Origin of the sequence: Nocardia sp. NPDC056611, assembly GCF_042792755.1 — a bacterium.
Taxonomy (GTDB): domain Bacteria; phylum Actinomycetota; class Actinomycetes; order Mycobacteriales; family Mycobacteriaceae; genus Nocardia.
Window position 1 is genome coordinate 923,429 of the sequence record NZ_JBHTVV010000001.1, and the last position, 12,753, is coordinate 936,181.

Sequence of the window (12,753 nt, forward strand, 5' to 3'; positions counted from 1 at the left end):
GCGCGGGTCGGATCGGCTACAGTTTCGGTGTTTTCCGGATCGGCCCGTTAACGATCACGCCGATCGTCTGTGGTACTCCGCACGCTGGTGGGTCCCGGCGCGTGGAGTGGGAAGTGGGAGATCGTCATGCTGTCCGAAGGTGACGTTTTTGCTGAGTATGTCATCGAGCGGCAGCTCGGCCGGGGTGGCATGGGTTCGGTGTACCTGGCCAAACACCCGCGGCTGCCCCGTCTGACGGCGCTCAAGCTGCTGAATCGGGAGATGGTCTTCGACAAGGAGGTCCGGGCCCGCTTCGAACGCGAGGCCGACCTGGTCGCCCAGCTGGACCACCACAACATCGTCACCGTCTACGACCGCGGGCTCGAGGACGGCCAGCTGTGGATCTCCATGCAGTACATCGACGGCATCGACGCCGCCAGCGTGAATCCGCAGACCCTGCCGCCCGAGCGGGCCGTGCAGATCGTCGCCGAGATGGCCGACGCCCTGGACTACGCGCACCGCAACGAGGTGCTGCACCGGGACGTGAAGCCGGCCAATATCCTGCTGGCCCGCTCCACCGGCGGTAAGGGCGAGCGGGTGTACCTGACCGACTTCGGCATCGCCCGCCTGCGCGATGACAGCGGTCATCTCACCCAGACCGGCACGTTCACCGCGACCCTCGCCTACGCCTCGCCGGAACAGCTGACCGGATCCGCGCTGGACGGCCGCTCCGACCAGTACTCGCTGGCGTGCACGTTGTTCTGGCTGTTCACCGGGTCGGGGCCGTTCTCGGCCACCAACCCGGCCGCGGTCATCCAGGGGCACCTGCAGAATCCGCCGCCGCCGCTGAGCAGCGCACGGGCCGGACTGCCGCCGAGCATGGACCTGGTGATCGCGAAGGCCATGGCCAAGCGGCCCGAGGACCGCTTCGCCAGTTGCAGCGACTTCGCGGCGGCCGCGCGCAGCGCGCTCGCGAATCCGAGCGCGCCCGCCATCCCGCTGGTCAACCGGACCGCGCCGCCCATGCCGGTCATGCCCTACACCGGGGGACCGGCCCCGGTCGCGCCGCTGACCGGTGGCGGCATGCAGACCGGGATGCCCATGTACACCGGTGGCGCGATGCCGACCGGCGGGCCGATGCAGACCGGTGGGCCGATGCAGACCGGTGGGCCCTTGCCGACCGGCAATCCGCTGACCGGCGGCGCGCACCAGGCGGGGATGCCGGTCACCGGTGGCCCCATGCAGACCGCGCGCCCGCAGACCACGCCGCCGACCCCGGCCGTGCCGTATCCGGCTCCGACACAGGTCAATCCGGTCAATCCGGTCCCGCCCAAGCCGGTGACCGGCAGCTACACCGGCCACGGCACCAACCAGTACACGCAGCCCCCGGCCTACGGCTACGCGGGCCCTGGCCAGCAGCAGCGGCCGCCGATCGCGCCGCTCGCCGGGCCGATGCCGCCCAAGAAGTCCAATGCCGGGCTCATCATCGGCATCGTGGCCGCGGCCGTGGTGCTGCTGATCGTCCTGGTCGTGGTGCTGGCCGCGATAGGCAGCAAGGCGGGCGACGACAAGATGGGGTCGCCGACCATCTCGGCCACCACGTCGCCGGGGGCCGCGCCCAAGAGCGACAAGTCGATCGACTGGTCGACGGCGGCCAAGGAGTTCCCGAAGCTGTTGCCCGCCACCAAGACCGGCGGCAAGGGCATCAACGGCGCGACCTGCTGGGTGGCCGACTCCCCGGTCTCCTCCGACGCCACCGACGGCACCCCCGACTTCGGCGACTGGAAGGTGCAGTGGCGCTGCTACGGCGGCAGCGACAACAAGGACCCCTTCTACCGCATCTTCGCCTACTCCTCGTCGGCCGCCGCGCAGTCGGTGGTGAAGGGCCTGACCGCCGACACCACCACCCAGGACACCAACGGCGGCAAGACCTACACCAACTACCAGATGACCGACGACAGCCACCCGCGCATGGTGACCGCCTTCACCGACCCCGGCCGCACCCAGTACCTGATGTACACCGACGGCCTGGTCGGCAGCATCGACGACGTCGTCACGTGGTGGAAGAGCGCCCCCATCAACTGAGCTGACCTGGGCGGATGACAGCCCCCGCGCGGGGCACGTAGGGTCGCGGACCGAAGCAGAGTCGGTCGGAAGGGTTCTTGTGCTGCGCAGCGGGGAGTTGTTCGCCGGGTACGAGATCGAACGTGAGCTCGGGCGTGGCGGCATGGGGGCGGTCTATCTGGCCCGGCATCCGCGCCTGCCTCGGCTGATCGCGCTCAAGCTGCTGGGCCGGGAGCTGTTCGGCGATGCCGAGATCCGGGGCCGGTTCGAGCGGGAGGGCGATCTGATCGCCCGGCTCGACCACCCGAACATCGTGCCGATCTACGACCGGGGCATCGACGACGCGCAGCCGTGGATCGCGATGCGCTATGTCGACGGGCCCGACGCGTCCCAGTTGGAGGCGGCGAATCTGCCGCCGCGCGAGGCGATCCGGATCATCGCCGAGACCGCCCGGGCGCTGGACTTCGCGCACAAGCGGGGAGTGCTGCACCGGGATGTCAAGCCCGCCAACATTCTGCTGGAGCGGGCCGACGGCGAGGAGCGGGTCTTCCTCGCCGACTTCGGTATCGCGCGCCTGCGCGACGACGCGAGCAAGCTCACCCAGACCGGCTCGTTCACCGCGACGCTGACCTACGCCTCGCCCGAACAGCTCTCGGGTCAGCCGCTCGATCCGCGGTCGGACCAGTATTCGCTGGCCTGCACCCTGTTCCGGCTGCTGACCGGGAACGTGCCGTTCGACGCCGAACATCCGGTCGGCATCATCCACGGTCACCTGAACCAGGCGCCGCCGCCGGTGAGCGCGCTGCGGCCCGGGCTGCCCGCGGCCCTGGACGCCGTCCTGGCCCGGGCCCTCGCGAAACACCCTGAGGGACGGTTCGATTCATGCGGCGAGTTCGCCGTCGCGGCGCAGGACGCGCTGGAGAATCCGGCGGGTGCGACGCAGTTCCTCGCGCCCGCGCCGCTCGGGCACAGCGGGCCGCCGGGACAATCCGGCCCGGCCCCCACGGCGGTGCTGAACGCCCCGGCGGGCGTCGATCCGAATTCCGTTCCGGGAGCGCGCCGGACGATGCGGTACACCGCGATGGCTCCGGTGACCACGCCCCCGCGTCCGCTGCCGCCGACCCCACCCGCGCCGCGCAGGAAGCGCTCCAGGCTGCGCGGTTGCCTGATCGGAGCGGCCGCGATCGTGGTGCTGCCCCTGGTGGGCATCGCGGGCTGCCTGGCCGTACTCGACCGGGCCGCGACCTCGAACACCCCCGTGACCACCACCGCCGCGCCCGCCCCGAGCACCGAGGAGGCGCCCGCGCCGGCCGAGACCACCGAGCCCGCCGGGATCCCCGAGCACTCGGGCACGGACGCCCAGCTGATCAGCCAGCGGTTCCCGCAGATGCTGCCGCCGGCCGACCCGGCCGCCGATACCAACTCCGGCATCGGCTACCAGGGCGCGGCCTGCACCACCTATCCGCGGTCCGCGCCGCCGCCCGAGACCGGTTCCGGCGATCCGGACCTGGGCGAGTGGGTGGTGGCGTGGAACTGCGCGGGCGGTGTCGGCCACCCGGCCTACCGGTTCGTCATGTACCGCTCGGCCGCCGACGCCGAGGCGGCGCTCGCCGCGCTGCCGGGCTACACCCGTTCCGACGTCAAGGTCCACGGCACCGTGTACACGAACTACCGGATCAACGACAGCGCGTTGCTGCGCCCGCGCCTGGTGACCGAATTCCACGCTCAGGACGGCAAGAAGGACGCAAAAAAGGACGGCAAGCACGCCGGGGACGGTCAGCACGTCTTCCTCATGTACAGCACCGGTTTCCTCGCCACCGATGACCAGTTGCTGGACTGGTGGCGGGCCGCCCCCATCAATTGAGGCCCCGACCCGGTCGTTTGTGTGGACTTGGTGAGGACACGGCCATCAGGGACATCCCGGATGGCATCCGCCCGCGAAGCTAGACACACTGGACTGCATGACTTCGAACGTCTCGGAATCCGTCACTCTCGACACAGGCACCGACACGGTCGCGGCTCGCGCGACCGACCTGGTGAAGGTCTACGGCTCCGGCGATACACAGGTCCGCGCGCTCGCCGGGGTCACGGCCGAGTTCGCGAAGGGGGAGTTCACCGCGATCATGGGCCCTTCGGGCTCCGGGAAGTCGACGCTCATGCACTGCCTGGCGGGGCTCGACGCGGCCACCACGGGCACCGTCCACATCGGTGACACCGATCTGACCCGGCTCTCGGACAAGCAGATGACGAACCTGCGCCGCGACCGGATCGGCTTCGTATTCCAGGCGTTCAACCTGGTCCCCACCCTGACCGCGCTGGAGAACATCACGCTGCCGCTCGACATCGCGGGCCGCAAGCCCGACGAGGAGTGGCTCGCGACGGTGACGAAGCGGCTCGGCCTGAACGACCGCCTGACGCACCGGCCCGCCGAGCTGTCCGGCGGCCAGCAGCAGCGCGTGGCCTGTGCTCGCGCGCTGGCCGGGAAGCCGGACATCATCTTCGGTGACGAGCCGACCGGCAACCTGGACTCGCACTCCTCCGGGGAGGTGCTGTCCATCCTGCGCGCCGCGGTCGACGAGTTCGGGCAGACCGTGGTGATCGTGACCCACGATCCGCGCGCGGCCTCGCACGCCGACCGGGTGGTGTTCCTCGCCGACGGCCAGATCGTGGACGAGCTGCGCGAGCCCACCGCGGATTCCATTCTGGACAAGATGAAGTCGCTGGAGACGACGGCCGGGGAGGACGAGCTCTGATGGCCGGCTCCCCGATGCGCAAGGTCGCCTTGCGCAATCTCGCCGCGCACAAGGTGCGGCTGGTGCTGACCCTGCTGTCGGTGGTGCTCGGCACCGCCTTCATCTCGGGGTCGTTCATCTTCACCGACACCCTGCAGAGCACCTTCGACGGCATCTTCGCCAATCAGGCCAAGGGCGTGGACGTGCGGGTGCAGCCCAAGGGGCAGCAGTCGCTCGGCGTGCCGGACGATGTGGTGACCCGGATTTCCCAGATGGACGGGGTGCGGACCGTCGCGCCGAGCGTCAACGGGCCCGTGGTCCTGTTGAAGGACGGGCACGCCGTACAGACCGGTGGCGCACCGGCTTTCGGGCAGTCGTATCTGCCGCCGGACAAGTCGGTGGCCGAGCCGGAGAAGTACGTCGACGGCGTTCCGCCCACCAAGCCGGGTGAGATCTCCATCAATAACGGCGGCGCGGATCGGGCCGGTTTGAAGGTCGGCGATCGCACCCAGGTGCTGGTGCCGTCCAAGGGCAATGTCGATGTGACCGTGTCCGGCATCTACGAGATCGACGGCTCCTCCGATACCGGTGGCTTCGTGCAGTTGTTGTTCGAGGACACGCAGGCGCGTCAGCTGTTCACCGACGGCAAGCACGTGGCGTGGGTGGACGTCGCGGCGCGGCCCGGCGTGCAGGCCGACGATCTGCGCGACGAGATCAAGGCGGCGCTGCCCGAATACAAGGTGCAGAACGCCGACGAGGTGCGGGAGGACTTCAAGGCGCAGCTGGGCAACGCGCTGAAGTTCATCAACTACTTCCTGCTGGCGTTCGGGTCCATCGCGCTGCTGGTGGGCACGTTCATCATCTACAACACCTTCTCCATGCTGGTGGCGCAGCGGCTGCGGGAGCTGGCGCTGCTGCGGGCGGTCGGCGCGAGCCGGCAGCAGATCGCGCGGTCGGTGGTGGGGGAGTCGCTGATCGTCGGATTGATCGGCAGCGCACTGGGTCTGGCCGCGGGCGTCGGGCTGGCGTTCGGATTGTCCGGACTGCTCAACGCGTTCAAGCTGGGTCTGCCCACCGGCACCATGTCGCTGGAGACGCGGACCGTGGTGGTGGCGATCGTGGTCGGCACCGTCGTGACCGTGCTCAGCGCGTACGCCCCGGCGCGGCGGGCGGCCAAGGTGCCGCCGGTGGAGGCCATGCGGTCGGAGTCCAATTCGTCCGGAGAGTCGTTGCGGCTGCGGACCATTGTCGGCGCGGTGCTGGCGGTGGCCGGTGTGGTGCTGGTGGTGCTCGGCGCACGCGGTACCGGCGGGACAGCCGCCTCGGTGGTCGGGATCGGCGCGGCCGCACTGATTCTCGCGGTGCTGTTCGCCTCGCCCGCGCTGTCGCGGCCGGTGGTGTCGGCGCTCGGGGTGCTGACCCGGCCGTTCGGCCCGGTCGGACGGATGGCGCGCAACAACGCGATTCGCAATCCGCGGCGCACCGCGGCGACCGCGTTCGCGTTGACGCTGGGCCTGATGCTGGTGTCCGCCATCGGCATGCTGGGGTCCTCGGCCAAGGCCAGCATCAGCGAACTGGTCGACCACGGCGTGAAGGCCGATTACATGCTGGCGGGCCCGCCCGGCGGCCTGATCGGCGTCCCCCTCGCCGCCACCGCCACCGTCGCCCAGGTGCCGCAGGTCAAGGATGTGGTGGCCTTCCACGGGGTCGCGCTGAAGGTCGACGGCAAGCAGGTGCTGGGCACCGCGCCCGAGGGCCAGATGACCAAGGTGCTCGACTACACCATGCGGGAAGGCACCGACCAGCTCGGCGCCGACGACATCATGGTCTCGGAAACCTATGCGGCCGACCACGGTTGGCGGGTCGGCGACACCGTCGACATCACCAGCCTGGACTACCGCAAGTTCCCGGTCACCGTGGCGGGCGTCTACAAGGACACCCAGCTGCTGCAGAACCTGGTCACCTCCATGTCCCTGTACGAACGGACCGTGCCGGTCAGCTACCAGAGCAGCTTCCTGGTCCTGGTCGCCGCCCAACCCGGCGCGGATCTGCCGGCCATGCGCACCAACCTGGAGAAGGCCACCGAGCAGTACGTGATCGTCCAGGTCCAGGACCGCGAGGACTTCAAGGGCGCGCAGGGCAAGCAGATCGACACCCTGCTGGCCATCCTCTACGGCCTGCTGGCCCTGGCGGTGGTGATCGCCATCCTCGGCATCGTCAACACCCTGGCCCTGTCGGTCGTGGAACGCCGCCGCGAGATCGGCATGCTCCGCGCGGTCGGCATGCAACGCCCGCAGGTGCGTCGCAGCATCTACCTGGAATCCATGCTGATCGCCATCTTCGGCGCGGTGGTCGGCGTCATCCTCGGCATCGGCCTGGGCATCGGATTCCTCAGCACCCTGAAGGATCTCGGCATCGCGACCATCGCCGTCCCCTGGAGTCAGATCATCCTGATGCTCCTGGCCTCCGGTTTCGTCGGTGTGCTGGCCGCTCTGTGGCCCGCCATCCGAGCCGCCCGCACGCCCCCGCTGGCCGCTATCGCCGACCTGTAATCGGCTCCGAGCCCCCAGGACGTCATCCCGTCGGTTCCCCCGCCCATGAAAGCGGGGGCCTTCGGAAATGGCAACGTTTCACTAACGTGACTGGCCTGGGGACGAGAGCCCGGGGTAGGGAGAAAGGGCCGACGCGGAATCCGCGTCGGCCCTTTGCTTTGCGGTCAGGTGATCGGCGATCAGGTGATCGGGAGACCCACCGCGGCGGCGGCGATTCCGATGGCGGCGGCGGTCAGCAGGGTGGTGACCACGCCACGACGGGCGACCAGGAGGAAGACGGCGGCCGCGGCCAGGACGGCGAACTGCCAGGCATGCTGAAGGGCCAAGGCGAGGGGGATGGCGGAGCCGAGGATGGCGCCGATGACGGCCGGGCCGGCGCCCGCGAGAAAAGCCAGGACTCGGGGGTTTTCACGGAGCTGGTCGAAACGAGGGCCGCCGAAGATGACGAACAGGAATGACGGGGTGAAGGCCACGAGGGCGGCGAGCAGGCCGCCAGGGATGCCCGCGGCGGCGTAGCCGACCACCGCGACCGTCTGCACGACCGGACCCGGGGTGATCTGGCCCAGGGCAACGGCATTGAGGAATTGGGCGTCGGTCATCCAGTGATAGTGGGTGACCGCGTCGGACTGCATGAGCGGGATGATGACGAAACCGCCGCCGTAGGACAGGGCGCCGACCTTGAAGGCGACCCAGCTCACGGCCGCCAGACCGCCGAGGGTGGGCACGGCGAACGCCAAGGGCAGCGGTGCCGCCGGCGAGGTCGATCGGCCCGGAATACCGGTACGGACAACAACTTCCAGGAGACCCGCGGCGACGAGGACGAGCACCAGCCACGGACCGATCAAGGCCGCGGCGAGCGCGCCCACCACCAGGTAAGCGATCCAGCGCAGGCGGGACGCCCGCTCCGTTCCGGCGCGCTGCCAGCTGGCGGGCACCAATCCGACGCCGGCGTGGACGGCCACCGCCGCCACGGCCGCACCCGCACCGGCCGCCGCGCCGAGCGCCCAGCGCGGCACGCCCCCGGCGAGGAAGAACGCCGCCAACGCCAGAATGACCACGAGACCGGGCACGATGAAGCACACCCCGCCCACCAGCGCCCCGGCCGTTCCCCGCAGTCGCCACGCCGAGAAGATGGCCAGCTGGGTGGACGCCGGGCCCGGTAGCAGATTCGTCGCCGCGATCGCGTCCTCGAACTCGCTGGGCGCGATCCACTTCCGCTCCTCGACGCACAGCCGCCGCAGCAGCGCTATGTGCGTGGGCGGTCCGCCGAATCCGATGCACCCGATCCGCCCCCACTCACGGGCGATCGTGCTGAGGCGAACCTCGGCCGCCCGATCGCCCCGCCCGGCTCCGACATCCACGCCCGCAGCCCTCGCTCCATCGTCCTGACCAGCACCGAAACCGCAGTACAGGCAGACGATAACAGCGTTCGGTTACGGGCACAGGGCGTGGTCGATCAGGGTGGCGGCCGCGGATTCCTGCGCCAGGATGTGCTCCGGGGTGTCGCCGAGGGCCTCCGACATGGAGACCACGGCGCTGCGGGCGCCGTCGCCGGTGACGCCATTGAGGGTGATGTAGCCGCCGTCGCCGCCCTCATGGGACCAGTAGGCGCCGCCGCAGCTCAACGGGCGTTCGGCGAGACCGAGGCCGTATCGGCCACCCGGCCACATGGTTTCGAGGTCTCCGCTCACCGGCACGGTCCGCTTCATCTCCGCCAGCCGGTCGGCCGGGAGCAGGCGGCCGCCGAGCAGGGCTCGGAAGAAGGTGTTCTCGTCCTCGGTGGTGGTGACCCAGGAGAGGTTCTCCGGTTCCAGCGCGATCTGGTCGGTGACGTCGACTTCGGAACCGGGGCCGAAGAACTGGTAGGCGCGGGCGTGCGGCTGCGGGAGCGTGGGCGAGTCGCCGAGCCACCGGGTTCCGTGCAGGCCGAGTGGTGTGACGATGCGGTTCTCGATCTCGGTGTGAGCGGGTCGGCCGGTGGCGCGCTGGATGATCTCGGCGAGCAGGATGTAGCCGGTATTGGAGTACTGCCAGTTCGAGCCGGGCGCGAAGTCGGGCGCGTGGGTCATCGCCCGGGCGATCAGCTGGGCGGGGGTGTAGGTGTCGTAGCGCTGCCGGTAGTACTCGCCGGGTGTGGCGTACCCCGGCAGGTCGTCGTGAATACCGCTGGTGTGCTGCAACAGCTGGCGGAGGGTGATCCGGGTGCCGTCGTTCCCGTTGCCCCGCACCATATCCGGCAGCCACCGTTCGACGGTGTCATCGAGGGTGAGCGAGCCCTCGCCCGCCAGTTGCAGGACCACGGTGGCGACGAGTGTCTTGGCGGTGCTGGCCATCCGGAAGTACCCGTCGGACGGGACCGGGTCGCTGGTCGCCAGGTCGGCCGTCCCGCTGGTGGCGACCGAGTCCGTGCCGTCGGGCTCGATGACGCGGGCCTGCACGCCGCTGATGCCGAGAGCGTGGATCGCCTCGGCGTCCTGGCGCAACCTCTGAGCGACGGAGGACTCCGCGGGCTGGGTGCAACCGACGGCCGCCCCGGCGATCAGTAGAGCTCCGAGGGCGGCGGCACAGCGTTTGATCATGATTGAACGCTAGGTCCGCGTGCAGCCCCGGGTAATCCGGCGGATCCCTGGAATCCGGGTGGGGGAGATCCCCCAGGTCTCACAGGGTGGTGCGGAAGGCCTGGTCGCCGAGGACGCTCTCGGGCGTGCGATGGTCGGTGAAGGCCGAGTACACGATGGTGTCGGGCTGCAGCGGGGCGTCGGCCTTGGACTTGCTGCCCTTGACAATCACCGCGATCACGATGATGACGATGACCAGCACCGTGACGATAGCGGCGATCAACCAGGCGGTGCTGTTCGAATTGCGTTGCCGAGGAGCGTAATTCGGTTGCTGGGCATGGTGGGCGTAGGTCTGCGGCGGCTGGTACGACGGACCCTGCTGACTCGTGAAATGTTGCGGCGCGGGCTGGTTCGGGTACGCGGGCGTCGAGGTCTGCTGGTTGTGGATCGGGTGGTGCGGGTACGACGGGGCCTGTTGGTTCGGGTACGACGGGCCCGACGTCGGCGGCGACGGGTACGCGGGGCCCTGATTGGTGTAGGCGGGGCCGGGGCCGACCAGCGGGCGCGGGGTCGACGGGGTGGGCGTCGGCGGGCGCTGGATCACCGGCTGCGGGCGGGCCGGGGTCGGCGGGCGCGGGGCCACGATCGGCTGGGGGTGCGCGGGCGTCGGCGGCCGCGGCGGGGCGGCCGGAGCCGAGAGGGCTCGTTCGGCGGCCGTGGCGAATTCGACGCACGAGCGGTAGCGGTCGGCGGGGCGCTTGGCCAGGGCCTTGGCCAGGACGGCGTCGATGGCCCGGGGCAGGGCCTGGCGCAGCGGGCTGGCCTGGGGCGGCGGCTGCTGCAGGTGGCCGCGGATGACGGCGGCCGGGCTGGTGCCCTCGAACGGGACCGCGCCGGTGAGCAGCTGGAACAGGGTGCAGGCCAGCGAATACTGGTCGGAGCGGCCGTCGAGGGACGCGCCGGTCAGCTGCTCGGGGGAGGCGTAGGCGAGAGTGGCGGTGACGGTGCCGGTCTGGGTCAGATGCCCGGTGTCGTCACGCAGGCGGGCGATACCGAAGTCGGTCAGGTAGACCCGCTCGCTGGAGCCGGTCTTGGAGGACGAGCGGGCCAGCAGGATATTGGCCGGCTTCACGTCCCGGTGCAGGACATTGAGGCCGTGCGCGTAGTCGAGGGCCTTGGCGGTCTCGGTGATGATCTGGACCGCCCGCAGCGGCGGCAGCGTGCCGGGGCTGATGGAGGAGGCGTTCACGCCGTCGATGAACTGCATCGAGATCCACAGCTGCTCGCCCTCGTCGCCGCGGTCGTAGACGGTGACGATATTCGGGTGGTCCAGCCGGGCGACGAGATCCGCCTCGCGGATGAAGCGGGCGCGAATCTCGTCGTCGGAGAACATCTCCTGATTGAGCAGCTTGAGGGCGGTCATCCGGGGCAGCCGCGGGTGCTTGGCCAGATACACCGAGCCCATGCCGCCACGGCCGAGCTCGCGTTCGATGACGTAACCGGCGAACACATCACCAGAGCGCAAACCAAGCACCCGCTTCCCGAAACCAAATCTGCCACGAGCCTGAATCCGCCAGGCAGCCTATCAAGTGCCCGACACCGATCGATTGTCGCTGACCAGCCCTCAACCCGCGTTGAGATGCGCCCAAGCTTGCACGTCACCGCGGTCCAAGGCCACCGCGAGCAGGTCCGGGAACTTGTCCGGGGTGCACGCGAAAGCGGGCACACCCAGGGCGGTCAGCGCCGCCGCGTTGTCGCGGTCGTAGGCCGGGGCGCCCTCGTCCGACAGCGCCAGCAACACCACCACCTGCACCCCCGATTCCTTCATGGCGCGAATGCGCCGCAGCATCTCCGCCCGGACTCCGCCCTCATAGAGATCGGAGATCAGCACGAACAGCGAATCGGCCGGGCGGGTGATGAGCGACTGCGAGTACGCGATGGCCCGATTGATATCGGTGCCGCCGCCCAGCTGGGTGCCGAACAACACCTCCACCGGATCCGACAGCTTCTCGGTGAGATCCACGACGGCGGTGTCGAACACCACCAGCGAGGTGCGCAGCGACCGCATGGACGCCAGCACCGCGCCGAACACCGACGCGTACACCACACTCGACGCCATCGACCCGGACTGGTCGATGGCCAGCACCACGTCCCGCTTCACCGCCTGCGCCTTGCGGCCGTACCCGACCAGCCGCTCGGGCACCACGGTTCGGTGATCGGGCAGATAGTTCGCCAGGTTCTTGCGAATCGTTCGGTCCCAGTCGATGTCCCGCAGTTTGGGGCGCGACACCCGGGCCGCCCGGTTCAGCGCGCCGCCCACGGCGGCCACGGTCTGCGCCGCGATCCGCCGCTCGATCTCCTTGACCACCTTCTCCACCACCACGCGCGCGGTGGCCTTGGTGGTCTCCGGCATCACCCGGTTCAGGCTCAGCAGCGTTCCGACCAGGTGCACATCCGGTTCGACCGCTTCCAGAAGCTCGGGCTCCAGCAGCAATTCGGTGAGGTTGAGCCGATCCACCGCGTCCCGTTGCATCACCTCCACCACGGTCGAGGGGAAGTAGCGGCGAATATCGCCCAGCCACCGCGACACCTGCGGCGCGGACCCGCCGAGCCCGCCCGAGCGCCGTCCGCTCCCGCCCTGCCCGGAGTCGTAGAGCGACCCCAGCGCGCGGTCCATCGCCTGATCGTCGGGGTTGCTCAGGCCGCCGCAGCCGAGCCCGGCCTCCCCGGCGCTGCCGAGCACCAGCCGCCACCGCCGCAGCTGCGCTTCGTCGATCTCGTTCATGCCATCCCCCACGATAAGTATGAGTGGTAACTGGTTGTGCCCCAAGCGGAGTCATGCTCCGAGCCGGGCCGGCTCAGGCGCCC

General features: G+C 69.9%; 8 protein-coding genes. 4 read left to right on the forward strand and 4 right to left on the reverse strand.

The genetic code is table 11. The annotated features are described in order from the left end of the window. Positions 1–126 precede the first annotated feature (126 nt). The 4 genes from ACFRAQ_RS04235 to ACFRAQ_RS04250 all read left to right on the forward strand — a co-directional run bounded on the left by ACFRAQ_RS04235 (position 127) and on the right by ACFRAQ_RS04250 (position 7,327). On the forward strand, positions 127–2,064 hold the full coding sequence (locus ACFRAQ_RS04235; RefSeq protein ID WP_379093956.1) for a protein kinase: 1,938 nt from the start codon (positions 127–129) through the stop codon (positions 2,062–2,064). 79 nt (positions 2,065–2,143) lie between these two features. Continuing rightward, positions 2,144–3,907: a protein kinase gene (locus tag ACFRAQ_RS04240; RefSeq protein ID WP_379093959.1), complete on the forward strand. Its 1,764-nt coding sequence runs from the start codon at positions 2,144–2,146 to the stop codon at positions 3,905–3,907. A 97-nt stretch (positions 3,908–4,004) separates the two neighbouring features. Continuing rightward, positions 4,005–4,796 carry an ABC transporter ATP-binding protein gene (locus ACFRAQ_RS04245; RefSeq protein WP_379093962.1) on the forward strand — a complete coding sequence of 264 codons (792 nt, stop codon included), beginning with the start codon at positions 4,005–4,007 and terminating at the stop codon, positions 4,794–4,796. Beyond that, complete coding sequence (locus ACFRAQ_RS04250) at positions 4,796–7,327, forward strand: ABC transporter permease (RefSeq protein WP_379093965.1); 2,532 nt, start codon at positions 4,796–4,798, stop codon at positions 7,325–7,327. The genes ACFRAQ_RS04245 and ACFRAQ_RS04250 overlap by 1 nt, the downstream gene beginning before the upstream one ends. A gap of 179 nt (positions 7,328–7,506) precedes the next feature. On the opposite strand, the gene chrA is transcribed toward ACFRAQ_RS04250, so the two are convergent. From chrA to ACFRAQ_RS04270, 4 genes are all read right to left on the reverse strand, one after another. Further along, on the reverse strand, positions 7,507–8,688 hold the full coding sequence (gene chrA, locus ACFRAQ_RS04255; protein ID WP_379093968.1) for a chromate efflux transporter: 1,182 nt from the start codon (positions 8,686–8,688) through the stop codon (positions 7,507–7,509). Between the two features lie 72 nt (positions 8,689–8,760). Next, on the reverse strand, positions 8,761–9,906 hold the full coding sequence (locus ACFRAQ_RS04260) for a serine hydrolase domain-containing protein (RefSeq protein WP_379093971.1): 1,146 nt from the start codon (positions 9,904–9,906) through the stop codon (positions 8,761–8,763). Positions 9,907–9,985: 79 nt separating this feature from the next. After that, complete coding sequence (locus tag ACFRAQ_RS04265) at positions 9,986–11,410, reverse strand: protein kinase (protein WP_379093974.1); 1,425 nt, start codon at positions 11,408–11,410, stop codon at positions 9,986–9,988. A 99-nt stretch (positions 11,411–11,509) separates the two neighbouring features. Continuing rightward, the gene (locus ACFRAQ_RS04270; RefSeq protein ID WP_379093977.1) at positions 11,510–12,670 is read right to left on the reverse strand and encodes a VWA domain-containing protein; all 1,161 of its coding nucleotides are present in this window, start codon (positions 12,668–12,670) and stop codon (positions 11,510–11,512) included. Between the last annotated feature and the right edge of the window lie 83 nt (positions 12,671–12,753).

Excerpts from the sequence above, each read along its gene's own strand:
- ACFRAQ_RS04235 (WP_379093956.1), top strand. The coding sequence starts at position 127 with ATGCTGTCCGAAGGTGACGTTTTTGCTGAGTATGTCATCGAGCGGCAG.
- ACFRAQ_RS04250 (WP_379093965.1), top strand. The coding sequence starts at position 4,796 with ATGGCCGGCTCCCCGATGCGCAAGGTCGCCTTGCGCAATCTCGCCGCG.
- ACFRAQ_RS04245 (WP_379093962.1), top strand. The coding sequence starts at position 4,005 with ATGACTTCGAACGTCTCGGAATCCGTCACTCTCGACACAGGCACCGAC.
- ACFRAQ_RS04270 (WP_379093977.1), bottom strand. The coding sequence starts at position 12,670 with ATGAACGAGATCGACGAAGCGCAGCTGCGGCGGTGGCGGCTGGTGCTC.
- ACFRAQ_RS04260 (WP_379093971.1), bottom strand. The coding sequence starts at position 9,906 with ATGATCAAACGCTGTGCCGCCGCCCTCGGAGCTCTACTGATCGCCGGG.